The organism is Streptomyces boninensis (assembly GCF_048572725.1).
In the GTDB taxonomy this organism is placed as follows: Bacteria; Actinomycetota; Actinomycetes; order Streptomycetales; family Streptomycetaceae; genus Streptomyces; species Streptomyces boninensis.
Genome location: NZ_CP183837.1, coordinates 6,206,722 through 6,230,477, shown reverse-complemented (window position 1 = coordinate 6,230,477; position 23,756 = coordinate 6,206,722). Strand labels below are relative to the sequence as shown.

Genomic DNA, 23,756 nt, shown 5'->3' with positions numbered 1-23,756 from the left:
CGTCATGACCGGAAAGCAGACCATCCTCGGCCGCGTCACCCAGCTCGCCCGGGCCAACATCAACGCGCTCATCGACTCCGCGGAGGACCCGCAGGTCATGATCGACCAGCTGATCCGCGACTACACCGGCAACATCCGCGAGGCGGAGGAGGCGGTGTCGGTGACCATCGGCAACCTGCGGCTGATGGAACAGGACAACCGCGAGGACCAGGACGCCGCGGCCGAGTGGGGCAACAAGGCGATGGCGGCGTCGGCGAAGGCCGACCAGCTGCGGGCGTCGGGGGACGCGGCGGACGCGGACAAGTTCGACCAGCTGGCGCGGGTGGCGCTGCAGCGGCAGCTGCAGCACGAGAACGAGATGAAGACCGCGGCGCCGATGATCACCAGCCAGACGGAGGTGGTCGAGAAGCTGCGCACGAATCTGGAGGCGATGAAGGGGAAGCTCACCGAGCTGAACTCGAAGCGCGACCAGCTGGTGGCGAGGTCGCGGACGGCTGAGGCGCAGAATCAGATGCTGGATGCGGTGCGCTCGATGGACGTCACCGATCCCACCGCTGAGCTGGGACGCTTCGAGGAGAAGATCCGGCGGGAGGAGGCGCGGGCGATGGGCAAGGAGGAGCTGGCGAATTCGTCGCTCGACGCGCAATTCGAGCAGCTGGACGACTTGGGCAAGCGGGCGGAGATCGACGCGAGGCTGGCGCAATTGAAGGGCGGCGGCTCAGTCACACCGATCGGCGGCGGTCAGCAGGCGGCGTAGCCCTGTTCGGCGCTAGAACGCGCTCAGCAGCGCCTCCACCTGATCCTCCGCCGCCGGCTCGTCGCCCGGGAGGGCGAGTTCGTACCAGACGGTCTTGCCGCGGTGGGTGCGCCTGCTGCCCCAGTTCAGGCTCAGCAGGCTGACCAGTTGCAGGCCGCGGCCGCCCTCGTCCGTGTCGCGGGCGCGGCGGCGGCGGGGCTGGACCAGGGCCGCGTCCCAGACTTCGCAGACGAGGGTGCGGTCCAGGAGCAGGCGGAGCCTGATTTCGCCCTGGCCGTGGCGCAGGGCGTTCGTGACCAGCTCGCTCACCAGGAGCTCGGTCGTGTCGACCAGGTCGTCGAGGCCCCAGTCCACCAGCTGCGCGCGAGCGTGCTCGCGGGCGCGGGCGACCGAGCGGGGTTCCGCGGGGAGCTTCCAGTCGCCTACGGAGCCGGGCGGGAGGCCCTCGACGCGGGCCATCAGCAGCGCGATGTCGTCCTCGCCGTGCCGGGTCGGCAGGGCGTCAAGGACGTGGTCGCAGGCGTCCTCCAGCGGCTGGCCCGCCTCGTCCAGGGCCTTGCGGAGGGCATCGAGGCCCTCGGCGAGCGGGTGCTCGCGGGACTCGATCAGGCCGTCCGTGTACAGGGCGAGCAGCGCGCCGTCCTCCAGCTCCGTCTCCGTCTCCTCGAAGGGCTCGCCGCCCACGCCCAGCGGCAGCCCCGTCGGGACCTCCATCAGCATCGACGGCTCCCCCGGCGATACGACGACCGGCGGCAGGTGACCCGCGTTCGCGATCGTGCAGCGCCGGGTGACCGAGTCGTACACGGCGTACACGCACGTCGCCAGATACACCTCGGACGACTCCCCGAGCCCCCGCGCGATCTCGTCGAGCGCGCTCAGCACCTCGGCCGGCTCCAGATCCAGCATCGCGAGCGTCCGCACCGCCGTACGCAACTCCCCCATCGCCACCGCGGCGCGCAACCCGCGCCCCATGACATCGCCGACCACCAGCGCCGTGCGATGGCCGGGCAGCTCGATGACGTCGAACCAGTCCCCGCCGACCTCCGTCGCCGACTGCCCCGGCAGATAGCGGCAGGCGATGTCGAGTCCCGCGGCGACCGGGTCGCCGGGCGGAAGGAGGCTGCGCTGCAGTATGAGCGCGCGGGTGTGTTCGCGGCGGTAGAGGCGGGCGTTGTCGATGCAGACGGCGGCGCGGGCGGCGAGCTGGACGGCGAGCGCGGTGTCGCGCTCGCCGAAGTCCTCGCTGCCCTTGGCGCGGGCGAACTGGACGAGGCCGACGACCGTGTCGCCGGCGACCAGCGGGACGGCAAGCGTCGTCTGGACGACCGCGCCCGGAGCGCCGGCGACTGATGTCACCGTGGTGTCGCCGCTGATCACCTGCACCTGCGCGGTGCGCAGCGACGCCGCGTACGGGGAGTGGAAGGGGAAGTGGTGGGTGGCGCCGACCGGCGTCACCGGGGAGTCGGAGACGGCGCTGGCGAAGGCGACGCGGCGCAGCTCGGCGCTGCCGTCGGCGAGTCCGGGGCGGCCCTCGTCGCCGTCGAGCATGCCCTCGTACAGGTCGACGCACGCCATGTCGCAGAACTGCGGCACGGTCACGTCCAGCAGCTCGCGGGCGGTGGTCTGCAGGTCGAGGGAGTTGCCGATCCGGGCGCCCGCCTCATTGAGCAGCGCGAGATTGCGGCGGGCGGAGGCGGCCTCGTGCTCGGCGCGGCGGCGGCTGGTGACGTCGGTGGCGATGGCGGCGACGCCGATGGGCCGGCCGCCGCCGCTGTGTACGCGGTACATCGACACGGACCAGCGCAGCCGCTGCGGCTCCTCCGGGGACGGCCCGAGTATCTGCATGTCGGTGACCGGCTCCCCGGTCTCCAGCACCTGCTTCAGCGCCGCGCTCATCCGCTCGGCCTCCTGCCGCGGCAGGTAGTCCTGCGGGGTGCGGCCGCGGTGGGTGTCGGGGGCGCCGCCGAAGGCGGTGGCGAAGCGCTCGTTGACCCGCAGCAGCCGGCCGTCCGTACCGAAGAGGAGGAAGCCCATCGGGGACTCGCCGAAGACCGCTTGGGAGGCGGCGAGGTCGGTCTCGATGCGGCGCAGCGCGTATACGTCGACGGCGACGCAGAGCGCGCCGCGGTCGCCGTCGGCGCGCTGGGTCGGCATGACGTACAGCTCGGCGATGCCCTCGACGCCGTCCTGTCCGGGGCGGCGATACGGGATCAGCCCGGTCCACTCGCGGCCCTCCAGGCCGCCCTCGACGGACAGCAGCGTCTCGACCCCGCGGTGGACGCTTTCCCGCTGCTCATCGGGTACGAAGGCGGCGACCGGGTCGCGGCCGAGTGCCTGGTCCGCCGGGATGCCCAGCAGGTCGCTGGCGCGGTCGCTCCAGCTGTCGATGCGTCCGTCGGGGCCGAGCGAGAACGACGCCACCTTGATGTGGTCATAGATCGACCCCGGCGGACTGGCCTGCCACAACGGGTCCGTCACGCGACCGCCCCCTTACTCAACCGGAACACACACTTCAGGTCGCGACCGGGCCTCGTCCCAGTTCCCGATCCGGACCTGCGCGTACTCCTTGTCACTTCTAACCGGTCAGCGGCTATCCGAACCTCACCGTTACCGCACTCACACCATGTGTCCCGGATGAACCGGACAGCTCAGGGAGCAAGGGGCAGTTCGAACCAGACGGTCTTGCCGGTCCGGCCCTTTCTGGTACCCCAGTTGGTGGCCGAGTCGGCGACCAGCTGCAGCCCGCGCCCGCCCTCGTCCTCGGGGCCGGCGTTGCGCACCCGCGGCTCGCCGGGGAGCGGGTCGGAGACCTCGACCAGGAGGGCGTCGGCCAGGGGGCGGTGCTCCAGCCGGACGCCGATGGGGCCGCTGGCGTAGCGGAGGGAGTTGGTGACGAGTTCGCTGACCAGGAGGACCGTGACGTCGACTGCGTAGTCCAGGCCCCAGGCGCGGAGGGTTTCGCGGACTACCGCGCGGGCGGTGCGTACGGCGCCGGGGTCGGCGGGGAAGGTCCACTCGGCGGGACCGTCAGGCGGCACCATGGCATGCGGGCCGATAAGGGGACCCGCCGCCTCTGCAGCATTGCTCACGCCTGACCACATCCCGGGATGCGACCCACTGGCTTCATCCGGAGCCTTGACGTCCGATTTGTGGGGATTACTACATGCATACCCGGTTTAGAGGGAAAATATCAGCCTTATCAGCCCTGGCCGGAATCCGACGGGCTCACCCGCTCCACGAGATAGAGCTGCTTGTGCCCCTTGTCGTCGAAGCGGGACGCCACCTGCTCCGCCTCCGCGCGGGTGGCATAGCTGCCGACGCGGTACCGGTTGCCGTTGTCGTCCTGGCGTATGACGGCCCAGGGGAGGACAGCCCCGCCGCCGTCACTCATCCACCGAACACCGCCTCGCCGCCCCCTCCGATCCGTCGCATATGCCGGAGCTTACGCCTGGCCTTCACGCATTGGATATGGGTTTACGGCACACGGTGACGAGAGCGTTACTTTGTTCGATTACAGCAGGCTACTTGACCGGAAGGTGATACATCACCCGGTTCCGGTCGGCCGGGATGATCACGTCCGCGGTCTCCACCGCCCGACCCGACGCATAGAACGTGCGGGCCACGACCAGCACCGTACGACCGGGGACGCCGCCCAGGGTGAGGTTCTCCTCGGCCAGGCCCGGGCGGGCGCCGACCTCCTCGACCAGGTTGTCCACGATGATGTCGATGGCCGCCATCCGCTCGACCACGCCGCGGCCGGCGAGCGGGCCCTCCTCGGGGAGCATCACCGGCGTGCGGCCGGTGAGCGCGAGCGGCTCCCAGGAGGTGGAGAGCATCGCGATGTCGCCGGCGGAGCGGAAGACGTACGACGTGCGCATCACCCGCTCCCCTGGATTGAGTTGCAGCCGGGACGCGACCTCCGGGGTCGCCTCCTCCTGCTCGCTGCGGGATTCCCAGCTTCCCTTGGCGCGGTCGTCGGCCTGCTCCTGGCGGAAGGGGTTGGAGCCGGCGATGGTGCGATATCCGCTGCGGGCGACTTTGCGGGGCGCGAGGTGCTCGCGGACGTACGTGCCGGAGCCCGAGCGGCCCTCGACGAGGCCCTCGGCCATCAGCACCTTCCGCGCTTCCAGGGCGACGGTGTCGGAGACGCCGTACTCCTGGCGGATGCGGGCTTGGGAGGGCAGCCGGGAGTGCGGGGCGAGCTCGCCGCCCACGATCTTCTTGCGCAGGTCGCCCGCCACCCTCAGGTATGCGGGCAGCTCACCGAAAGGCACATGCCCTCCCAAAGCTTGACAGTGCGCGACAGCTTGGCAACTCTGGGTGCACGGCTGCAAGCTTGGGGCAGAGAGTTACGGACGGTGAGACCTAGAGGCCGAGGACCGCGCGGGCGATCAGGAAGTAAATGACCAGGCCCGTCGCGTCGACCAGCGTCGTCACCAGGGGTGCGGAGATCACCGCCGGGTCGATGCCCAGGCGCTTCGCCAGCAGCGGCATGCTGGCGCCCACCACGGCCGCCCAGGAGCAGATGGCCACCAGGGACAGGGAGACCGTCAGGGCGATGTCGCTGTTCGTCATCACCGTCGCCAGGATGAAGCCCACCGCGCCCAGGCCGACGCCCAGCAGGAAGCCGACCCGGCATTCGCGCCAGGCGATCTTGAAGATGTCGCTCGGGCGGAGCTCGCCCACGGCCAGTGCGCGCACCGCGCCCGTCGCCGCCTGGGCGCCGACGTTGCCGCCCGTGCCCACCAGCAGCGGGATGAAGACCGCCAGCTGCGTGACCTGCTCCAGCTCGCCCTCGAAGGCCTGCAGCACCTTCGCGGTCAGCGTCGCCGCGACGATGAGGAGGAAGAGCCAGACGATACGGGACCGGGCGATCTTGAAGACGCCGGCCGCGAGATAGTGGCCTTCGAGCGGCTGGGCCGCCGACTGCCGGGCGAAGTCCTCCGTGTCCGCGGCCTCGATGACCTCCAGCGCGTCATCGATCGTCAGCAGCCCGACCACCCGGTTCTCGCTGTCGACCACCGGCAGGTCGAGGAGGTTCGCCTCCTGCATCAGGCGGGCCGCGGACTCCGCGGAGTCGTCGGCCCTGACCCGTACGAACTCGGTGTCGACCAACTCGCTCAGCTGCTGCGCCGGGTCGGCGAGCACCATGTCGCGCAGCGAGACGACGCCGGTGAGCCGGCGCTGGGCGTCGACGACGGGGAGGGTGTAGACGGTCTCGGCGTGCGCGCCGACCGCCCGCACCCGGGCGAGCGCCTCTGCGACGGTCGTGTGCTCCTTGAGCAGCACCGTCTCGGGGGACATGTAGCGGCCGACGGCGCCCTGGTCGTAACCGAGCAGCTCCGCCGTCAGGCGCCGCTCGTGCGGGCTGAGCCCGGAGAGCACCCGCTGCGTGAAGTGCGCCGGGGCCTCGCCGAGCAGCCGGGCCCGGTCGTCCGGGTCCATCTCCTCGACGATGTCGTGGAAGGCGGGCTCGCGCAGCCCGCTGAGGATCTTCTGCTGGTCGCCGGGGTCGAGCTCCTCGAAGACCTCGACCGCCTCGTCCTTCTGCAGCAGCCGGAAGAGCAGGACGGCGTGCACCTCGTCGGCGCGGGCCAGTTCGTCGGCGATGATGTGCGGCGGGTGCTGTGCGAGCCAGTGCTGCAGGTGCGCCACGTCGCCGCCGGCGAGGAGCTCGTGCAGCTCCGCATCGACGTCCGGGTGCGCATCCGTCGGCATAGCTGCCCCTCCGTGCCCTGCGTCGCGTCGCCCCCGCGATCACCGTACGCGGGTGATCATGCTGTCGCGCGCGGGGGGCGGCCGACCGGGTCGGTAGCGTGAGCGGCGCGCCGTAACAGGCCATCTCGCCAGGGAGGGAAGCCCGCCATGAACGCAACCAATGATCAGAAGCTCAAGCCGATGCCCGAGGACTTCGACCGGGTGCTCGCGATCGTCGCCCACCCCGACGACCTCGAGTACGGGGCCGCCGCCGCGATCTCGCACTGGACGAAGGCCGGCAAGGAGGTCACGTATCTGCTCGTCACCCGCGGCGAGGCGGGTATCGACGGGCTGGACCCGAAGACCTGCGCGCGGCTGCGCGAGGAGGAGCAGCGGGCGAGCGCGGGTGTGGTGGGGGTGAGCGCGCTCGAGTTCCTCGACCACCAGGACGGCGTGATCGAGGAGGGCCTGCCGCTGCGCCGCGACATCGCCGCCGCCATCCGCCGCCACCGCCCGGAGCTGCTGATCACCCTCAACCACCACGACACGTGGGGCGGCGACGGCTGGTGGAACACCCCCGACCACCGCGCCGTCGGCCGCGCCGTGCTGGACGCAGCGGGTGACGCGGGCAATCGCTGGATCTTCCCGGAGCTGGTGCGCGAGCAGGGCCTCGAACCGTGGGGCGGGGTGCGCTGGGTGGCGGTGGCGGGGTCGCCGTACGGGACGCATGCCACCGCGGTCGCGGAGGCGGATGTGGACGCGGCGGTCGCCTCGCTGGCCGAGCACAAGGCGTATATCGAGGGTCTTGGGGTGAAGGAGGAGCCGGCCGAGTACGCCCGCGGGTTCCTCCGGCAGTTCATGACGGCCACGGGTGAGCAGGTCGGGGCGGAGTACGCGGTGGGCTTCCAGGTGTATCCCCGCTGACCCATTTCAGCTGTTTGACCTTTACGTAACGTCAACTTCTACGGTGGAATCACCGACCGCGAGGAAGAGAACGGAGCTCGCGATGGAGTGGTCCATCCAGGAGATCGCCCGCTCGGCCGGGACCACGAGCCGCACCCTGCGCCACTACGGCGACCTGGGGCTGCTCGTGCCCAGCCGGGTGGCGGCGAACGGCTACCGCTATTACGACGAGCGGTGCCTGGTCCGGCTGCAGCGGATCCTGCTGCTGCGCGAGCTGGGCCTCGGCCTGCCCGCCATCGGCGACGTGCTCGCCGGCGAGCAGGACGAGGCGACGGCCCTCCGTGATCACCTCGAGCTCCTGCAGCGGGAGCGCGGGCGCCTCGGGCGCCAGATCGAGTCGGTGAAGACGACGCTGCGGAAGATCGAGGAAGGAGAACAGCTGATGGCTGAGGAAGTACTGGACGGCTTCGACCACTCCCAGTACGAGGAGGAGGTCACCGAGCGCTGGGGCAAGGACGCCTGGGAGAAGGGCGACCGGTGGTGGAAGTCGCTGACCGAGGAAGACAAGCAGGCCTTCCAGAAGCAGCACGAGGACATCGCCCGCGACTGGGGCGCCGCGCGTACCGCCGGAGAGGCGGCGGACGGCGAGGTGGCCCAGGCGATCGCGGCCCGGCAGGTGGCGTGGATGCGGTCGGGCGGGATGGTCGAGGTGACGCGCGAGTACGTCGCTTGCATCGGCGACCTGTTCGTGGACGATCCGCGCTACGGCGACAACTACGACAAGCACGCGGCCGGCACGTCCGAGCTCGTACGTGATGCGCTGAAGGTCTATGCCGAGCGGAGCATGAGCTAGGTCTTCAGCTCAGGCCTCAGCGTCGCCCGGTCCCGGAAGACGTGCCGGTACGTCTGCGGTGAGACGCCCGTCCGCAGGCCGAAGTGGTGCCGCAGGTTTGCGGCGCTGCCGAAGCCTGTGCGGCGGGCGATCGTCTCCACCGGGTCGGCCGTGGTCTCCAGGAGTTCCTGGGCGAGGCGGACCCGCTCCTGCAGCAGCCACTGCAGCGGGGTGACGCCGAGGGTGTCGCGGAAGCGGCGGGCGAAGGTGCGCTCCGCGAGGTGGGCGCGGCGGGCCAGGTCCGCGACCGTGAGCGGTTCGTGGAGGCGGTCGCGGGCCCAGGCCAGGACGGGGGCGAGGCCGTCGTCGTCCCCGTTCGTACGGGTCACCGGGCGCGGCAGCGGCTTCGCGTACTGGGTCTGGCCGCCCTCGCGGTGCGGCGGGACCACCATCCGGCGGGCGATCTCGTTGGCGACCGCGGAGCCGTGGTCGCGGCGGACCAGGTGCAGGCACATGTCGATGACGGCGCCGGTGCCGGCCGAGGTGAGGACCTGGCCGTCCTCGGTGTAGAGCGCGTCCGGCTCGAAGCGGACCGCGGGGAAGCGGTGGGCGAAGTCGCCGGCGTTCATCCAGTGGGTCGTCGCGCGGCGGCCGTCGAGCACGCCCGCGGCGGCCAGGATGTACGCGCCCGAGCAGAGCGAGACGATCCGCTTCCCCGCCTCGTACGCCTTGCGCACCGCGGCGACCAGGCCTGCCGGCGGGTCGAGTTGTACGGAGCGGGTGGCGGCCGCGACCACCACGGTGTCGGCATCCGCCAGGTCCGCGAGGCCGTACGGGGTGGGCACGATGAGGCCCGCGGCGGTGGTGAGCTGTCCGGGCTGCGCGGCGCACAGGCGGAGCTCGTACCAGGGGTCGGCGAGGTCGCTGCGGTCGAGGCCGAAGACCTCGCAGGGGACGGCGAGCTCGAAGGTGGCGGTGGCGTCGGTGACGGCGACCGCGACGACGTGTGGACTGCCCATGGCTGGAATTTAGCGCACATAGGCATTTCCGCCTATGGCTCGGATACGGGCCGCCGCCGAGGCTTGATCGCATGACCTCGACCGAGACGACGCTCGATACGAGCACCACCGCCCCCGCCGGCCGGCTCACCGCCGCGCAGGGCACCGCGATGTACGTCGGCGCCGTGCTCGGCACCGGCGTGATCACGCTGCCCGCGCTCGCCGCCGACACGGCGGGGCCCGCGTCGCTGATCGCGTGGGCGGCGCTGGTGCTGGCGTCCATCCCGCTGGCCGCAACCTTCGCCGCGCTGGGGGCGCGGCATCCGGATGCCGGGGGCGTGTCGACGTACGCCCGGCTGGCCTTCGGCGAGCGCTCGGCGACGGTGGTCGGCTGGTGCTTCTACTTCGCGATTCCGGCGGGCGCCCCGGCGGCCGCGCTCTTCGGCGGGGCGTACGTCGAGTCGGCCCTTGGCGGCGGTACGACCACGACGACGCTGACCGCGGCCGCGCTGGTCGCCGCGGTGACCGGGACGAATGCCGTGGGTCTCAGGCTGACCGGGCGGCTCCAACTGGCGCTTGCGACACTGCTGGTGACGCTCCTTGTCCTGTCGGTTTCGCTGTCCCTCCCCGAGGCCGATACGGCCAACCTCACCCCCTTCGCCCCGCACGGCTGGGGCTCGGTCGCGCCGGCCGCCGCGCTGCTGGTGTGGAGCTTTGCGGGGTGGGAGGCGATTACGCATCTGGCGGGCGAGTTCCGGCGGCCGGCGCGGGATCTGTCGCGGGCCACCGGGGCGGCGGTGGCGCTGGTCGGGGTGCTGTATCTGTCGGTGGCCTTCGCCGTCGTGGCCGTGCTCGGGCCTGCGGCGGCCGACTCGCATGCCCCGCTGGGCGATCTGATGGCACACGGCCTCGGCGGTCCCGCCCGGCTGCTCGCGGCCGTCGCCGCCCTGCTGCTCACGCTCGGCACCATGAACGCCTACTTCGCGGGCGCCGCAAAGCTCGGCGCCGCCCTGGCCCGCGACGGCGCGCTCCCGGCGCGGCTGGCGGGCGGCAGCGCGGCCGGTGAAGTGCCGCGCCGCAGCCTGGCGTTGATCTCGGGCCTGAGCTTCGTATCGCTGGCGGCGGTGACGGCGACCGGGGCGGGGACGAAGCCGCTGGTGCTGCTGACGACGGGGTCGTTCGTGCTCGTGTACGCGATCGGGGTCGCCGCGGCGCTGCGGCTGCTGCCTCGCGGCAGCAAGGGGCGGGCGGCGGCGTGGGCGGCGCTGGGCGCGGTGGGGGCGCTGCTGGTGGCCAGCGGGCCGTATCTGCTGTGGCCGTTGGCGGTTACGGGGGCGGCGGTGGGGTGGGTGCAGTGGCGGCGCAGGGGCCGCCGGTCTTTCCCCGCCTAGAGGGCGTACGCCACCCCGCCGTCCGCCGCCAGCGACGCGGCGATCGTGCGGTGCACGGCGGCGAGTTCCGCGGCGGGCAGCGGGGGCAGCAGCTCGTTCCACAGCGGCAGGAAGGGACCGCGGAGCTGCGGCATGCCCGCTGGGCGGGCCAGGAACCACAGGTGGAAGTGGCGGCTGCCCTCGCCCCAGCGGTTCACGTGCACACGGGCGATGCCACCGAGCGACAGCAGGGCGCGCTCCATGCGCTGGATCATGGGGCCCAGCTCGACCATGCGCTCCATGGGCAGCTCGCCGAGGTCGAGGTGGGCGCGGGGCTCCAGCAGGGCGCCGCCGGGGATGCCCGTGTTCGCCGAATCCGGCAGCGGCGACACCCGCCAGTGCTCGTCCGCCCACAGCGTGTCCGTATCGGAGAGGGCGCAGGAGTCGCAGCCGGCCGTGCTGTCCTCGCCGACGCGGGCGGGCTCCGGGAGGACCGGCGGACGCAGCGGCTTGACGCTGAGGTCGCCGGTCAGCGGGAGGATGTCCCACTCCCGTACGGCCTCGGGGATGGGGAGCGGCTGGCCGACCGGGAGGCTGCGGACGTACGGGCTGGGCTCGGGTGCGGGTGCGGGCTCGGACAACGTCATCGCTTGACCTCGACCTTCCTTCAGGTTGCACCGTGTGGGTGGACGCGACGTACCGCACCATCCAGCGAGGAGAACCGCAATGATTCTGGTGACCGGCGCCACGGGCAAGGTCGGCCGACAGGCCGTCGCACAGCTGCACAGCGCGGGCGCGCAGGTGCGCGCTCTGGCGCGTGATCCGCGGACGGCCGGGCTGCCCGCGGGGGTTGAGGTGGTGCGCGGGGACCTCACCGACATCGCCTCCGTCGAAGCGGCGCTACGGGGTGTGGACGCCGTCTTCCTCGTATGGCCGCTGACGAGCGCGGACGCCGCGCCCCCGGTGATCGACGCCGTGGCGCGGCACGCCCGCCGCGTCGTCTACCTGTCGGCGGCCGGGGTCACCGAGGACGACTCGGTCGAGCCGGAGCCCGGGATCCCGGGCATGCACACCACGATCGAGCGGGCGATCCGCGCCTCGGGGGTGGAGTGGACGCTGCTGCGGGCCGGGGGCTTCGCGTCCAACACGCTCGGGTGGGCCGCCCAGGTCCGCGCCGGGGACGTGGTGCGCGCCTCGCACGCCAAGGCCGGCCGGTCGCTGGTCCACGAGGCGGACCTCGCGGCCGTCGCCGTACGGGCGCTGACCACCGGCGAACTCGCCGGCGCGGCCCCGCACCTGACGGGTCCTCAGACGCTCACCCAGGACGAGCAGGTGCGCACGATCGGCGAAGTGCTCGGCCGGGAGCTGCGGTTCGAGGAAATGCCGGACGCGGAGGCGGTGGCCGCGCTCGAGGCGCAGGGGCTGCCGCCGCACTACGCCCGGGGGATCGTGGAGGCGCACGGGCAGATGGTCGTCGAGCCGGAGCCGGTGTCCCCGGCCGCCGCGGAGATCCTTGGACGGCCGGGGCGTACGTACCGGGAGTGGGTCGCGGACCACGTGGGGGACTTCAGCTGAGCTCGGCGGGCTGGCTTCAGCTGAGCTCGGCCTGATCACCAGCCCTGATGTGTGAAGCCTGCCCAACCCGCCAGGTCCTGTGACCGGATCATCCGTACTCGGTTCGCGAGCTGCGCCGGCATGTCCGGTGGTGGGCGGCGATGCGGGTTGAGCATCCACAGCTGGGCCTGGCGGAGGGCCGCCGCCGGGGATGCGGACTCGCGGCGGAGGTAGTGGTGGGCCATGTACATGAGCAGTGAGGTGGCTTCGTCCGGCACCGGCCACAGCGATCCGAGCACCGTGCGCGCACCGGCGGCGAGGAAGGCGGTCGCCAGGCTGTACGCCTCGTCGTACCCTCGCCCCGACACATTGCTCCAGCACGCCGCCAGGCACACCAGGTCCAGCCCGCCGCCCGGCTCCGCCGCCTCGGTCAGTTCCTCCGCGACCAAGCGGCTGTTGCCTGCCAGCGCCAGGTATGCGCTGTGTTTCCGGCCGGGCTGCACGACGCCGTGGCAGGCCAGGTGTACGGTCCCGATGCGCCCGCCGCGCAGCCGCGCGAGTACCTGTGGAGCGGTGGCGTCGCGGGCGTCGAGGTGGCTGCCGTCCGGGTAGAAGACGCGCTGGATGGCCTGGGCTTCTTCGTCGGCGTGGCGGAGGTCACCGGTCGGGTTGCCGACGACGAGGGCGGGGGCGGCTGCGGCCGCCTCGCCGGTGTGGGTGCGCGCGGCGACATCGCAGCCCGTTGGCCGGCGCGCCAGCACCCGAACCCCCGCGCCGCCCGAGCGCCTCCGCAAGCTCCCCCACCGCCGCGCCCCAAGCCCATCCGCACAACCGCTCCAGCGCCTCCCCCGCCTCCGGATGCGCCCGCCCCTCCGGCCCACCCTCGACCGGCCCCGCCACCCGCGCCGCCCGCGGCACCGAGCTCGGGCTCCCGACGGCCAAGTACCCCGTAAGCTCCGGCGCATCAAGCCGCAACCCCGGCAGCTCCACCGCCCGCGCGCCCCCATCCGCCCCCACCATCACCGCCGCCCCTGGCACCGCCCCACCCCGCTCCGGCCGCTCCCCCGCCGGCACGAGATAGACGAAGGCATCCGCCCGCAGCGCCCGCAGCGCCTCCGCGACCTCGGCGGTGGACGGGGCGGCGAGCAGCCGGTCGCGGTACGGAGACGCCGCGAGCACCTCCAGCACCCGCCGCCGCAGCGGCACATCAGGCCCGCCGCCCGTATCCAGCGCGGAGCGCGGATCCGCCAGGCCCGCCTCCGGCTCCGGCGCCGGCGCACCCGCCCGCCGCCACTCCTCCGCCAGCTCCCCCTCGCCCAGCTCCCGCAGCATGTCAGGGACCGTGGCGGCGACCCGCGCCGCATGCAGCACCAGCCCGCGGCCGCCCTCCAAGGCCGTGACCGCATCGCCCAGTTCACCGTCGTCGATGCAGTACCGGGCGACGTCCAGGCACCGGCTCATCGCCCGGTTCGCCGCCTGTGTCGCATGCTCGGTGCCGGACTGCAGCAGCGCCGACCAGGCGTAGCCCTGCAGCGCCGCGAGCCCGAACTCCCGCGCCTCCGCCCGCATCCGGCGCGCGGCGGCCGCCCGAATCGGCGGAAGCGCGTGCGCGCGGAGGCGCAGCGCGTCCGCCAGGCTGGTGCCGATCATGGGCCAGTGCGGGTGGGCGGGCCCGCCGGCCGCCCGTACGACCAGGCGCAGCAGGTCGATCCCCTGGTCGAGGTGGGTGAGCACCTCCCGTCCGGCCCGCGTGACCGTGAGGAGCGGGCCGCCGTGCTGCTGCCGGACGATCTCGGACCGCAGCAGGTGCGCGGAGGCCAGCGCGGTGTTGCACCGGATCCATGGGGCGCTGCCCTCCGGGCATTGCGGCAGCGCCTCGTCGAGCAGGCCGATCGCCTCGTCGAGGCCGGAAACGTCGCGGGCGAAGATGGCCTGCCCGGTGGCCATCTGGGCCGCTGCCATGAGGTCGTTGGGACCGGCTCCGGGCCCGGGGTGGGCGACGCTGCGCCGTGGCCCCGGCCGCGCGTCGGGCATCCGGCCCGTACGCAGGGCGACGAGCATCCGCAGCTTGTCGCGGTCGTTCGCCAGGCCGGCCTCGACGCTGGCCCGGTCCGGGTAGTGCCGGGGCAGCCTGGCCAGCGCCGTCTGCTGCTCGCGGATGTGCTTGGCCAGCGCGTCCTCGTCTTTTCTGCGGTACGCGCCTTCGGCCCGCAGCGTGGCGACGTAGCAGCGGTAGTACAGCTCCTCGTCGGGCCGCAGCACGCCGCTCCCGCACACCTCGGCCAACTCGGCCGTGGCCCGCTCCAGTTCCGCCAGCCCGCCGTGCTGCTGCGCCTGCTCCGCGCGGGCGGCGGCGCGGAGCAGCGCCATGCCCGCGCCGGCCGGATCGCCGCGCGCGGTCAGCTCGGCGGCGGCGGTGCCGAGCCGCTCCATGGCGTCGTCATTGCGCGTCATCTCCTGCTGCCCTGACGCCCGGTCCTGCAGCCCCGCCAAGCCGTCCACGCCGCGCATCCTCGCCCGCCACTCCGCGTACGGATGCTCGAGCGCGGCCTGCAGCAGCTCCTCCTGCTGTACGGGTGTGCAGCACGGCCCGTGCAGCCGCATGAGCGGTACGAGCTGCAGCAGATACCCGGCGAACACCGCCCGCTGAGGCGCCGCGGCGGGCATGCCCCGCCAGTCCGCGTAGTATCCCTCGAAGGCGGCGGTGGCATCCGCGGCACCGGCGTGCTCCGCGATCAGGTCGGCCCACCGGCGCGCGTACTCCTCTGTGACGGCCGCCCGCGGGCCGAACTCCGCCTGAATGCGGAGCAGCAGGGGTTCGAGGTCCTGGGGGCCGGCCATCGCGCTACCCCGGTACCACGGTGCGCACCTGGACGGTGTGCGTCGCCCACTGCCCGGGCCCGCCGGCCGGCACCGGGCCCGCGACCCGGCTGCCGTCCGGCGGCGGCTCGAAGCGCAGCAGACCGCCGGGCCGTTCCCCGGCGGCGCGGTTGAGCGCGGCCGCCGGGTCCCAGGCGTCGAGCTGGAACGGCAGCGTGTTCAGCTCGCCCTCGGCGACGACGACCTTCAGCCAGTCCCTCGCGTACGCCCCCGGCACCGGCGCCCGCCGCGCGGGCAGCGACAGCTGCACCTCGGCGCCGTCCAAGGCGTGTCCTACGTGCCCGGCGCCGACGAAGCCGCCGGGAAACAGGCCCGTATGGCAGCCGTATTCGTCGGTGAGATCGAGCAGCACGCACCAGAGCGGGCGGGGGGTGTGCGCGCCCGGGTCGTCGTGCCGGACTCTGATCGACACCCGGGGCGCGATCAGCCCCTGCGGCCCGTACGCGTACCGGCGCACGATCTCGCCGCCGCCGTCCGGCGCCAGCGGCGCCTCGCCCTTGCCCGCGGCGACCTCTACGCGCACGCGTTCGCGCAGCGGGGAGTACGCGGGGGCCTCCAGGTCCCGCAGCTGGTACCAGCGGGCGAGGTGCACGAGACAGGCCGCGAGCCGGTGGGCGTCGTCCGGCCCGGCGAGCGGCAGCGGCTCGATGAAGGCGGAGCCGTCGCGGCGCAGCACATGGGCCGCGCCCTGGTGCACCTCCACCCGGAACCAGAGGTCACCGGCCTGCTCGGGCCCGGGGACGAGCCGGAGCAGCGGCGAGGGGCCGCCGCCGGGGCCTGCCGCGTCCAGCGCCTGCGTCAGCGCCCGTACGGTGTCGGGGCGGCCGGGGGCGGACAGCGTGACGGTGGCCGGGGGCAGGGCGAGGGCGGAGAGCGCGACCGGGTAGACCTCGTCGCGGGCGGGCTGCCAGCCGGCGGGCTCGACCAGGGTGCGCTCCGGCTGCACCGCCTTCGCCAACACCGCCCTCGCCTGGACCGTCTGCCCGCGCGCGCCGGGGGCCGCGGATGTGGCGGGGGTGGTCACGGCGAACTCGGTCCCCGCCTCCCCCGCGAGGCCGTGCCCGCTGCCGCAGTCGACCTCCCAGCCGTCCCGTCCGTGCCGCAGCAGGTGCGCGCTCGGCGTCCGTGCCCCGAGGCCGCCGAGGAATGGCTGGTCCGCCGGGCCGCCGGGGGCCACCGGTGACAGCACCGGGTGCTGCCGCGTATTCCACTTCTGGACCTGGGCGTTGAGGGCCGCGTGCAGCTCTCGGTACGACGGGGCCTGGCCGCGCGCGGCCAGCCGATCGAGCAGCGCGCGGGTGAAGAGCCCATGGTGGCGTCCGCCGAACGAGCTCTCGGCCGCGTACTGATCGAGCCTGCTGGCGGCGAGCAGCACGTGCTGCCCCGCCTGCTCCGACCCGGATGGCAGCACAGCCGCCCGCCCCACGAGCTCCTTCCACGCCGGATCGGGCGGCGTGTACCGGACAGTGAGGTGCGGGCCGCCACGGGTCGCACCGCCAGAAAAGCAGCAGTCCAGCACAGCAGCGGTGTGCGCCCCACCCGCCGCCACCCCGTTCAGCAGCGCACCGAGCCGCTTGTCGATGAGCGGCCGCCCATCCCCGCAGACCAGCGCCTGCATCCGCCCAGTCGCCTCGATCGCCAGCCAGGCCGGGTCAGTGACCGCGAACTCGCTCCCATGCCCCGAGTACCAGAACAGCGCCGTATCGCCGGCACCCGCCCGCCCCAAATGCCCCCGAATACCGTCCTCGACCGCCTCCGGCGTGACATCACCGTCCAGCAGCTCCCGTACGACAAGCCGCTCCCCGAGCCGCGCGGCCAGCAGCGAGCGCGCGTCCTCGACATCGTTACGGCAGCCCCCGAGCGACGCGAAGCGGCCCGCCGGATAGGCGTTGACGCCGATCAGCAGGGCGTAGACGGTTCCCATGCGTTACGGGCCCGCCCCTCACTGCGCCGTGTAGACGCGGACCTGCTGAGGCCGGACGAGGCGCTCGCCCATCCGGTAGCCGTGCCGGACGAGTTCGGCGACCTCGCCGTTCTGCTCCGGCGCCAGTGCGGTGAGGGCGCCGACGGCCTCCTGGACCGCGGGGTCGAAGGGGCCGCGGGTCACGGGGATGCGCTGCATGCCGTACTTCTCCATGACCGTGAGCAGCTCGGTGGCCACCGAGGCGGCGAACTCGTCGTCCCGCTCGGAGTGCCGGTCCACCCGGTCCAGGAGCAGGACGAGGTCGTACAGCAGCGGCTGCAGCGTGCGGCCCTCGGCGTCCTTGCGGGCGTGGTCGAGCTCGCCGTGCAGCTCGTCGAGGCTGCGGCGGGCCTCGCGGTCGTTGAGCAGGCGGCGGCGGAACTGGTCGCCCAGCGCGGCCAGTTCCTCGCGCATGCCGTCGACCGCGTCGGCGACCACCGCGAACGGGTCGGGGCCCTGCTCCGGCGGCGCGGGCGGCGGGGCCGGGGCCGGCTCCGGGTCGAGCGGCAGCCGGGGGTCGTGGTCAGGCCGGTCGGGGAATGCGGGCGAAGAGGTCATCAGATCCTCCCGATCGGCGGCCTGATGTGGACCGGCAGGTCGTTGCGGGTGTGCCGCCACCGCGGCTTGATGCCCATGGCGGCGGGCACGCCGATGAACGCGAAGAGGGCCAGGGTACTGAGCAGGCCGGGCAGCGTCAGCATGAGGACGAAGCACACCACCATCACGCCGGCCATGCTCTTGTGCCACTTCCAGGTCTTGGACTGCGCCGCCAGGGCGGCAGCGCGGTAGCCGGTCAGCTTGCTGATCAGGCCGCCGTCCGCGACGCCGACCGCCAGGGCCTGGTCCACGCAGTGGATGACGTGCTTGGCGCTCTCCGGGGAGGGCACGACGAAGCGCTGCTGAAGCGGATGCAGGGTCATGGCACCCTCGGCCCGCAGCGCCCAGATGCGGCCGACCTGGTCCTTGACGACGGTGTCGTCGGGGCGGCTGATCAGCGCCTGCTCGTACTGCTGCAGCGCCTCGTCGTAACGCTGGGCCGTGTAGAGGCTGTTCGCGGCGCCGACCCGGACGTCGAAGTCGGCGGGGGCCAGTGTCACGGCCTTCAGCGCCCACTCGGCCGCGTCGACGTGCCGGCCGCTCTGCGCGTACACCTGCGCGATGAAGGTGTGGGCGAGGAGGTTGCGGGGATCCAGGTCCAGGGCCCGCTTGAGTTCCTGCAGCGCGTCGGCGAGCAGCCCCTGGTCGAGGTGGATGGCGCCGAGCAGCCGCCAGGCGTCGGCGTCGCGGTCGTTGTGGTGGACGGCCTGGCGCAGCTCGTACAGCGCGCCTTCCGGATCGCCCTGCTCCACCCGCTTGATGGCCTCCGCCGTCCAGTTCCGGCCGCCCTGGGTGGGCTGGGGGCGAGGCTGCGAGGTCTTCCGGGGCGACGTCTTCCGCGGCGGCGGCTTCGCCTGCCCGGTCGTCGGCGGCTGCTTGGACTGCGCCAGCCTGCGGTCGTACGCGCCGCGCCTGGCGCGGTCGAGCAGCTCTTTGCGCGCCTCGCCGACCAGCTCGACCTTGTCCTCCGCCACCCGCCGCTTCGCGGCGTCGGGAGCCCGGCTGGCCCGGCTCGACCAGGTGCGGAAGGCCTTGTCGAGCAGCGTGGGGAGCTGGTCGTGGGCCGTAGAGGGCTCGATCTCGAGTTCCGCGTAGTAGTCGGGTACGTCGTTGGTCGTCATGGTGAGCGGCGCTCCGGGAGGCTAAAGGGTCGACGCGCGGGAGACACGATCGGTGAGCTCCTCCATCTCCTCCGCGCCCAGGTTGTCGGGCCGGTCGAGCTCGAACTCGCCGATGAACTTCCCGGTGGTGCCGTCCTTGAGCTCGACGTGGATGATGCCGTCCACGTCGTACGAGTAGGTGACCTCCATGGGCGCCCCCGCGGGGTAGCGCGGGATGTCGAGGGTGCTCTCGCCGACGATCTTGACGTAGTCGAGGTCCTCGTCGTGGCCTTCCGTGACCTGCACCCGCAGCCGCGACTGCTGGTCGTCGAGGGTGTAGAAGGTGTCGGTCTTCTTGGCCGGCACGGAGGTGTTGTGCGGGATGATCACGGTGTTGTACTGGTCGTTGCGGTTCGCTTCCTTCGTCGTGACCATGCCGAGCGACTGCGAGGTGACGTCCTTGATGGACTTCACCTTGCCCTTGGTGAGCCGGGCGAGGCCGTCGCCGGGCGCGGACTCGATGGCGGCGCCGCTGCCCACATACTTCTTCTTCTGCTCGGCCTCTTCCTTCCGCACCGCCGCGTCCAGCGCGACCAGCGCGGCGCCGAGCGCCACCACCTCGTCCTGGCTGATGCCGCGCTCCGGCTCCTTGCCGGACAGCCGCTCGATCAGGGCCTGGACCATGGGCATACGGGTGGAGCCGCCGACCAGCAGCACCTTGTCGATGCCGTCCCAGCCGAGCTTCGCCTCCTGCAGCACGCCCTCGGTGATGATGCGGGTGCGGTCGAGCAGCTCGGCGGTGATCTCCTCGAACTTCTCCCTGGTGATGCGGATCTGCTCGTGCTTGCCGCCGGCGGAGAGCATCACGACGGACTGCGGGGCGTTGGAGAGGGTGCGCTTGGCGATCTCGGCCTTGTCGCGGAGCTCGGCCTGCAGGGCGCTGTCCTCGTTGAGGTCGGGGCCGCCCGCGGCCATGAAGGCGTCGTTGAGGAAGTTCATCAGCGCGCCGTCCCAGTCGAAGCCGCCGAGATTGCGGTCGCCGTCGGTCGCGGTCACCTCATAGTCGCCGTCCACCACCTTCATGACGGTGACGTCGAAGGTGCCACCGCCCAGGTCGTAGACGAGGACCGTGCCGATGTCGGCCGCTTCCTCGCCCTCCGACTCGGCGATGCCGTAGGCGAGCGCGGCGGCGGTCGGCTCGTTGACGATCCGCAGCACCTCGAGCCCGGCCAGCTTGCCGGCGTCCTGGGTGGCCCGGCGGCGGACGTCGTCGAAATACGCGGGGACGGTGATGACCGCCTGCCCGACCGGCTCGCCGAGCATCATCTCGGCGTCCTCCTTGAGCCGCTTGAGCAGCAGCCCGGAGATCTCCTCGGGGCGGTACGAGGTGCCGGACTCCGACTGGTACACGGGGTTGGTCTCGCCCATGTACCGCTTCACGAACTGCACCACGTCATCGGGCGCGGTGACCGCGGACCGCTTCGCCTGCGACCCGACGACGACCGTGTCGCCCTGGAACATCACCACGGAGGGGGTGATGTTCTCGCCCTCGCGGTTACGGACGATGGACGGGCTCCCCGACCGGTCGGCGACCGCGACCGCCGAATACGTCGTGCCCAGGTCGATACCCACCACGCGCGTCAACTTGACTCCCCCTCGCCACTCGGCCGTTGGTTCCATCAAACCAGCAACTGAACACAGGTGGAGCCAAGTTGATTCACAACCGGCCGAACGCTGTCAAGGATCTTCAGGGCTACGCGGGCGCCGACAGCACGGACAGCACCGACTGCACCGCCGCCCGCCCGGCCTCCCTCGCCGCCAGCCGCCCGGCGCTCCGCTCCGCCGCCGCCCCGTGCAGGATGTAGTGCACGACGCTGACCAGCCACACCGTCGGCAGGTCGGTACGGAACGCGCCCTCCGCCCGCCCGCGTTCGACCAGCTCCTCGACGCGCTTCGCCGGCCCCTCGTGCAGCTCCCGCAGCCGCCCCGCGGGCAGCACCCCCTGCGCCGCGTCCAGCAGCGCCCCGGACTCGGCGACCAGCTCCCAGCTGGACTCGAGCAGCCGCGTCATGACCTCCTTCGCCTCCCCCTCCAGGTCGACGGCGGCGAGCGGCTCCTCGGCCGCCCGCAGCGCGTCCACCATCGCCGCCTCGACCAGCTCGGCGCGCGTGCGGAAATGGCCGTAAAGCGTCATCCGGCCGACGCCCGCCGCCTTCGCGATGTCGTCGGTGGTGGCGCTCGGGTCGGCGGCGAGGCGGGCGCGGGCCGCGGCCAGGATGCGGGCGATGCTGCGCTCGGCGTCGGCGCGGCGGGGGCGGGCGGTCGTCATGCGCCCATCGTAACCCGCTATCTCGTACGGGAATGTACGAGCTATGCTCCCGGTTAGAACTCGTACATCGACGTACGAGATAGGGGACGGGAGACTCCGATGTCGACGCAGTCACAGCACCAAGAGAGCCCACAGCAGGGGGGCTTGAACCCCGCGCGCTGGCGCATCCTCGGCTTCCTCGGGATCGCCCAGCTGATGCTCATCCTCGACGTCACCGTCGTGGCCATCGCACTGCCGCACATGGGCGCCGACCTCGGGATCGGCCGCGAGGTGCTGACCTGGACGGTGAGCGCGTACACCCTCACCTTCGGCGGCCTGATGCTGCTCGGCGGCCGCATCGTGGACCTGATCGGCGCCAAGCGGGTCGTGCTCACCGGCCTGCTGCTCTTCACCGCCGCCTCGCTGGTGACAGGGCTCGCCGGCTCGGCGGAGCTGCTGCTCGGCGGCCGGGTGGCGCAGGGCGTGGGCGCGGCGCTGCTCTCGCCGGCGGCGCTGTCCCTGGTGGTCACGCTCTTCGACGGCGAGGAGCGCAACAAGGCGCTCGGCGTCTGGTCCGCGCTCGGCGGCGGCGGCGCGGCGCTCGGCGTGCTGCTCGGCGGCGCGCTCACCGCGGGCCCCGGCTGGCCGTGGGTGTTCTACGTCAACGTGCCCATCGGCCTGGCCATCGCGGCCGCCCTGGCCGTACTGCTCCCGAAGCAGCCACCGCCGGCGAACCGCCCGCGCCTCGACCTCCTGGGCGCCCTGCTGGTGACGGCCTCCTCGACCTCGCTGATCTACGCGCTGATCGCCGCGGGCGAGGACGGCTGGCTCACCGCGACCACCGGCTGGCTGGTGCTGCCGGCGGCCGTCGGGTACGCGCTCTTCGCCGCCTGGCAGCGGAAGGCGGCCTCGCCGCTGATGGACGTGCGGCTGCTGGCCAGGCGGCCGGTGGCGACCGGCGCGTTCCTGATCCTGATCGCCACGGCGCTGCTGATCGCGGTGTTCTTCCTGGGCACGTTCTACTTCCAGCACAGCGAGAAGTACGGGGCGCTGCGCACGGGGTTGCTCTTCCTCCCGGTGGCGCTCGCCACGATGCTCGGCGCCAACCTGACCGGGCGGGTCCTGGGCCGCTTCGGGGGCCGTCCGCTGGCGGTGGCGGGGCTGCTGATCGCCGCGGCCGGGCTGGCCGTCCCGGCGTTCGAGCTGCACCCCGCCACGGTGGTGGCGGGCGTGGCGGTGACCGGCGCGGGCACCGGCGTCATCTTCGTGGTCGCCTCGGCCACGGCGCTGGGCCAGGTCGCCCCGCACGAGTCGGGCATCGCCTCGGGGATCGTCTCCACCTTCCACGAGCTGGGCGCGTCGCTGGGCGCGCCGGTCGTCAGCAGCGTGGCGGCGGCGAGCCTGGTCGGCTCGACACTGACGGGCTTCACCGACGGCTTTACGGTCGCGGCCGTCGCCGCGGCGGTGGCGGCGGTGGTCGCTGGGGTGCTGACGCCGGGTCAGCAGCCCCGCTCCGTAGCATCGCAGCCATGAACACACCGCCCGACATCCGGCCGGCGACGGCGGGCTCCGACGGAAAGGCTCTGTGACCATGGAGAACGAGCTCTACGACTACAGCCCGATCACCGAGCGGGACCCGATCCGCTGGCCGGACGGCGCCCGGGTGGCGTTCTATGTCGGCCTGAACGTCGAGCACTTCAAGCTCGGCGTCCCCTCCACCAGCCTCAACGACGGCACCGCCCACCTCACCCCCGACGCCCTCAACCACGGCTGGCGGGACTACGGCGCCCGCGTCGGCATCTGGCGGGTCATGGACGCCCTCGACCGGCACGGCATCCGCGCCAGCGTCCTCCTCAACTCCGACGTCGCCCACCACTACCCGCAGATCATCGAGGCCGGCAAGGCCCGCGACTGGGCCTGGCTCGCCCACGGCCAGACCAACTCCCGGCTGCAGGCCGACATGAGCGAGGACGAGGAGCGGGCGTATCTGACGGAGGTCGTCTCCACGATCGAGAAGGCCACCGGGCAGCGCCCGCGCGGCTGGATGGGCCCGGCACTGACCGAGACCTTCCGCACGCCCGCGCTGATCAAGGAGCTCGGCCTGGATTACGTGCTCGACTGGACGGCCGACGACCAGCCGTTCCCGCTGAATGTGCCCGGGGTGCTGAGCGTCCCGTACAGCCTGGAGCTCAATGACATCAGCCTCTTCACGATGCACCGGATGACCGGGCCGCAGTTCCTGCAGATGGTCAAGGATCAGTTCGACCAGCTGTACGCCGAGTCGGCGGACAGCGGGCGGGTGATGGCGCTGGCCCTGCATCCGTTCGTCATCGGGCAGGCGTTCCGTACGAAATATCTGGAGCAGGCGCTGGCGTACATCGCCGGGCACCGGGACGTATGGCTGACTACGAGCGATGAGATCGCCGAGCACTACCGACGCACGACGGCTTCATAAGCCGCTACTTCGCCTCCGGCGTCCGCTCCGTCTCGGGCGCCGGAGCCGGGGTGCGCCGCAGCAGGCTGCGCACCGTGGCGGCAGCGGCGGCGAGCAGCACCAGGGCCGCCCCGAAGGTGCCCGCCTCCGGCGAGGTCACCCACAGCAGCGCTATCACCGCGAGCACGGCGCAGGTGGTGGCCAGCGCGCCGGCGAGCACGGTAGTCAGCGTCAGGGCTCTGTTCTGTCCGGCGTCGTCAGTCATGATCGTTCCCCCCTGACCGCGCCTTGCGCGGCCCTGTGTTGTCCCCGATGGCAGAGTGCGGATGGTCAGTCCGAACACGTGCCTGGATCTTATCCGGA

At 72.6% G+C, this 23,756-nt stretch carries 22 protein-coding genes; 7 read left to right on the top strand and 15 right to left on the bottom strand.

The features are described from left to right. Positions 1-4: 4 nt before the first annotated feature. The gene (locus ACNNMR_RS28610) at positions 5-757 is read left to right on the top strand and encodes a PspA/IM30 family protein (RefSeq protein ID WP_419997555.1); all 753 of its coding nucleotides are present in this window, start codon (positions 5-7) and stop codon (positions 755-757) included. A 12-nt stretch (positions 758-769) separates the two neighbouring features. Here ACNNMR_RS28610 and ACNNMR_RS28605 read toward each other — a convergent pair whose 3' ends face one another. The 5 genes from ACNNMR_RS28605 to mgtE all read right to left on the bottom strand — a co-directional run bounded on the left by ACNNMR_RS28605 (position 770) and on the right by mgtE (position 6,475). Beyond that, positions 770-3,235, bottom strand: coding sequence for a SpoIIE family protein phosphatase (locus tag ACNNMR_RS28605; protein WP_419997554.1), 2,466 nt, complete (start codon positions 3,233-3,235; stop codon positions 770-772). Positions 3,236-3,405: 170 nt separating this feature from the next. Then, positions 3,406-3,798 (bottom strand): ATP-binding protein, encoded by a 393-nt coding sequence (locus ACNNMR_RS28600; protein WP_420000508.1) that lies wholly within the window; start codon positions 3,796-3,798, stop codon positions 3,406-3,408. 158 nt (positions 3,799-3,956) lie between these two features. After that, on the bottom strand, positions 3,957-4,148 hold the full coding sequence (locus ACNNMR_RS28595) for an SPOR domain-containing protein (protein ID WP_419997553.1): 192 nt from the start codon (positions 4,146-4,148) through the stop codon (positions 3,957-3,959). 130 nt (positions 4,149-4,278) lie between these two features. After that, positions 4,279-5,031, bottom strand: coding sequence for a GntR family transcriptional regulator (locus ACNNMR_RS28590; protein ID WP_419997552.1), 753 nt, complete (start codon positions 5,029-5,031; stop codon positions 4,279-4,281). A gap of 91 nt (positions 5,032-5,122) precedes the next feature. After that, a complete protein-coding gene (gene mgtE / locus ACNNMR_RS28585; protein ID WP_419997551.1) occupies positions 5,123-6,475 on the bottom strand; it encodes a magnesium transporter in 1,353 nt (450 codons plus the stop codon). A gap of 147 nt (positions 6,476-6,622) precedes the next feature. Here mgtE and ACNNMR_RS28580 point away from each other — a divergent pair, with 147 nt between their 5' ends. Together ACNNMR_RS28580 and ACNNMR_RS28575 are read left to right on the top strand one after the other, a co-directional pair. Beyond that, positions 6,623-7,378: a PIG-L deacetylase family protein gene (locus tag ACNNMR_RS28580; RefSeq protein WP_419997550.1), complete on the top strand. Its 756-nt coding sequence runs from the start codon at positions 6,623-6,625 to the stop codon at positions 7,376-7,378. 82 nt (positions 7,379-7,460) lie between these two features. Beyond that, positions 7,461-8,210: a MerR family transcriptional regulator gene (locus ACNNMR_RS28575; RefSeq protein ID WP_419997549.1), complete on the top strand. Its 750-nt coding sequence runs from the start codon at positions 7,461-7,463 to the stop codon at positions 8,208-8,210. On the opposite strand, the gene ACNNMR_RS28570 is transcribed toward ACNNMR_RS28575, so the two are convergent. Further along, positions 8,207-9,208, bottom strand: a complete 1,002-nt coding sequence (locus tag ACNNMR_RS28570; RefSeq protein ID WP_419997548.1) for a helix-turn-helix domain-containing protein — start codon at positions 9,206-9,208, stop codon at positions 8,207-8,209. The genes ACNNMR_RS28575 and ACNNMR_RS28570 overlap by 4 nt on opposite strands. A gap of 71 nt (positions 9,209-9,279) precedes the next feature. Between ACNNMR_RS28570 and ACNNMR_RS28565 the strand changes: the two genes are divergently transcribed. Next, on the top strand, positions 9,280-10,578 hold the full coding sequence (locus tag ACNNMR_RS28565; protein ID WP_419997547.1) for an APC family permease: 1,299 nt from the start codon (positions 9,280-9,282) through the stop codon (positions 10,576-10,578). Here ACNNMR_RS28565 and ACNNMR_RS28560 read toward each other — a convergent pair. Further along, positions 10,575-11,204 (bottom strand): hypothetical protein, encoded by a 630-nt coding sequence (locus ACNNMR_RS28560; RefSeq protein WP_419997546.1) that lies wholly within the window; start codon positions 11,202-11,204, stop codon positions 10,575-10,577. The genes ACNNMR_RS28565 and ACNNMR_RS28560 overlap by 4 nt on opposite strands. Before the next feature lie 79 nt (positions 11,205-11,283). Here ACNNMR_RS28560 and ACNNMR_RS28555 point away from each other — a divergent pair, with 79 nt between their 5' ends. Beyond that, positions 11,284-12,132: an NAD(P)H-binding protein gene (locus ACNNMR_RS28555; RefSeq protein WP_419997545.1), complete on the top strand. Its 849-nt coding sequence runs from the start codon at positions 11,284-11,286 to the stop codon at positions 12,130-12,132. A gap of 35 nt (positions 12,133-12,167) precedes the next feature. Here ACNNMR_RS28555 and ACNNMR_RS28550 read toward each other — a convergent pair whose 3' ends face one another. From ACNNMR_RS28550 to ACNNMR_RS28520, 7 genes are all read right to left on the bottom strand, one after another. After that, the gene (locus ACNNMR_RS28550; protein WP_419997544.1) at positions 12,168-12,872 is read right to left on the bottom strand and encodes a CHAT domain-containing protein; all 705 of its coding nucleotides are present in this window, start codon (positions 12,870-12,872) and stop codon (positions 12,168-12,170) included. After that, positions 12,769-14,952 carry a hypothetical protein gene (locus ACNNMR_RS28545; protein ID WP_419997543.1) on the bottom strand — a complete coding sequence of 728 codons (2,184 nt, stop codon included), beginning with the start codon at positions 14,950-14,952 and terminating at the stop codon, positions 12,769-12,771. The genes ACNNMR_RS28550 and ACNNMR_RS28545 overlap by 104 nt, the downstream gene beginning before the upstream one ends. Positions 14,953-14,956: 4 nt before the next feature. Then, the gene (locus ACNNMR_RS28540) at positions 14,957-16,915 is read right to left on the bottom strand and encodes a caspase family protein (RefSeq protein ID WP_419997542.1); all 1,959 of its coding nucleotides are present in this window, start codon (positions 16,913-16,915) and stop codon (positions 14,957-14,959) included. 18 nt (positions 16,916-16,933) lie between these two features. Next, positions 16,934-17,512, bottom strand: a complete 579-nt coding sequence (gene grpE, locus ACNNMR_RS28535; protein ID WP_419997541.1) for a nucleotide exchange factor GrpE — start codon at positions 17,510-17,512, stop codon at positions 16,934-16,936. Further along, positions 17,512-18,672: a tetratricopeptide repeat protein gene (locus ACNNMR_RS28530; protein ID WP_419997540.1), complete on the bottom strand. Its 1,161-nt coding sequence runs from the start codon at positions 18,670-18,672 to the stop codon at positions 17,512-17,514. Before ACNNMR_RS28530 ends, grpE begins: the two co-directional genes overlap by 1 nt. A gap of 21 nt (positions 18,673-18,693) precedes the next feature. Continuing rightward, positions 18,694-20,286, bottom strand: coding sequence for an Hsp70 family protein (locus ACNNMR_RS28525; RefSeq protein WP_420000507.1), 1,593 nt, complete (start codon positions 20,284-20,286; stop codon positions 18,694-18,696). A gap of 118 nt (positions 20,287-20,404) precedes the next feature. Then, positions 20,405-20,980: a TetR/AcrR family transcriptional regulator gene (locus tag ACNNMR_RS28520; protein ID WP_419997539.1), complete on the bottom strand. Its 576-nt coding sequence runs from the start codon at positions 20,978-20,980 to the stop codon at positions 20,405-20,407. Between the two features lie 99 nt (positions 20,981-21,079). On the opposite strand from ACNNMR_RS28520, the gene ACNNMR_RS28515 reads away from it, so the two are divergent. Next, positions 21,080-22,492 (top strand): MFS transporter, encoded by a 1,413-nt coding sequence (locus ACNNMR_RS28515; protein WP_419997538.1) that lies wholly within the window; start codon positions 21,080-21,082, stop codon positions 22,490-22,492. Positions 22,493-22,550: 58 nt separating this feature from the next. Further along, entirely contained in the window at positions 22,551-23,414 is an 864-nt protein-coding gene (locus tag ACNNMR_RS28510) for a polysaccharide deacetylase family protein (RefSeq protein WP_419997537.1), read from the top strand. Positions 23,415-23,418: 4 nt separating this feature from the next. Here ACNNMR_RS28510 and ACNNMR_RS28505 read toward each other — a convergent pair whose 3' ends face one another. Then, complete coding sequence (locus ACNNMR_RS28505; RefSeq protein ID WP_419997536.1) at positions 23,419-23,658, bottom strand: hypothetical protein; 240 nt, start codon at positions 23,656-23,658, stop codon at positions 23,419-23,421. Positions 23,659-23,756 lie beyond the last annotated feature (98 nt).

Bases quoted from the DNA above. Each gene is read 5' to 3' on its own strand.
- ACNNMR_RS28595 (WP_419997553.1), bottom strand. From the start codon at position 4,148: ATGAGTGACGGCGGCGGGGCTGTCCTCCCCTGGGCCGTCATACGCCAG.
- ACNNMR_RS28600 (WP_420000508.1), bottom strand. From the start codon at position 3,798: ATGGTGCCGCCTGACGGTCCCGCCGAGTGGACCTTCCCCGCCGACCCC.
- ACNNMR_RS28510 (WP_419997537.1), top strand. From the start codon at position 22,551: ATGGAGAACGAGCTCTACGACTACAGCCCGATCACCGAGCGGGACCCG.
- mgtE (WP_419997551.1), bottom strand. From the start codon at position 6,475: ATGCCGACGGATGCGCACCCGGACGTCGATGCGGAGCTGCACGAGCTC.
- ACNNMR_RS28520 (WP_419997539.1), bottom strand. From the start codon at position 20,980: ATGACGACCGCCCGCCCCCGCCGCGCCGACGCCGAGCGCAGCATCGCC.
- ACNNMR_RS28575 (WP_419997549.1), top strand. From the start codon at position 7,461: ATGGAGTGGTCCATCCAGGAGATCGCCCGCTCGGCCGGGACCACGAGC.
- ACNNMR_RS28610 (WP_419997555.1), top strand. From the start codon at position 5: ATGACCGGAAAGCAGACCATCCTCGGCCGCGTCACCCAGCTCGCCCGG.
- ACNNMR_RS28530 (WP_419997540.1), bottom strand. From the start codon at position 18,672: ATGACGACCAACGACGTACCCGACTACTACGCGGAACTCGAGATCGAG.
- ACNNMR_RS28515 (WP_419997538.1), top strand. From the start codon at position 21,080: ATGTCGACGCAGTCACAGCACCAAGAGAGCCCACAGCAGGGGGGCTTG.
- ACNNMR_RS28560 (WP_419997546.1), bottom strand. From the start codon at position 11,204: ATGACGTTGTCCGAGCCCGCACCCGCACCCGAGCCCAGCCCGTACGTC.
- ACNNMR_RS28580 (WP_419997550.1), top strand. From the start codon at position 6,623: ATGAACGCAACCAATGATCAGAAGCTCAAGCCGATGCCCGAGGACTTC.
- ACNNMR_RS28545 (WP_419997543.1), bottom strand. From the start codon at position 14,952: ATGGCCGGCCCCCAGGACCTCGAACCCCTGCTGCTCCGCATTCAGGCG.
- grpE (WP_419997541.1), bottom strand. From the start codon at position 17,512: ATGACCTCTTCGCCCGCATTCCCCGACCGGCCTGACCACGACCCCCGG.
- ACNNMR_RS28570 (WP_419997548.1), bottom strand. From the start codon at position 9,208: ATGGGCAGTCCACACGTCGTCGCGGTCGCCGTCACCGACGCCACCGCC.
- ACNNMR_RS28555 (WP_419997545.1), top strand. From the start codon at position 11,284: ATGATTCTGGTGACCGGCGCCACGGGCAAGGTCGGCCGACAGGCCGTC.
- ACNNMR_RS28505 (WP_419997536.1), bottom strand. From the start codon at position 23,658: ATGACTGACGACGCCGGACAGAACAGAGCCCTGACGCTGACTACCGTG.
- ACNNMR_RS28565 (WP_419997547.1), top strand. From the start codon at position 9,280: ATGACCTCGACCGAGACGACGCTCGATACGAGCACCACCGCCCCCGCC.
- ACNNMR_RS28540 (WP_419997542.1), bottom strand. From the start codon at position 16,915: ATGGGAACCGTCTACGCCCTGCTGATCGGCGTCAACGCCTATCCGGCG.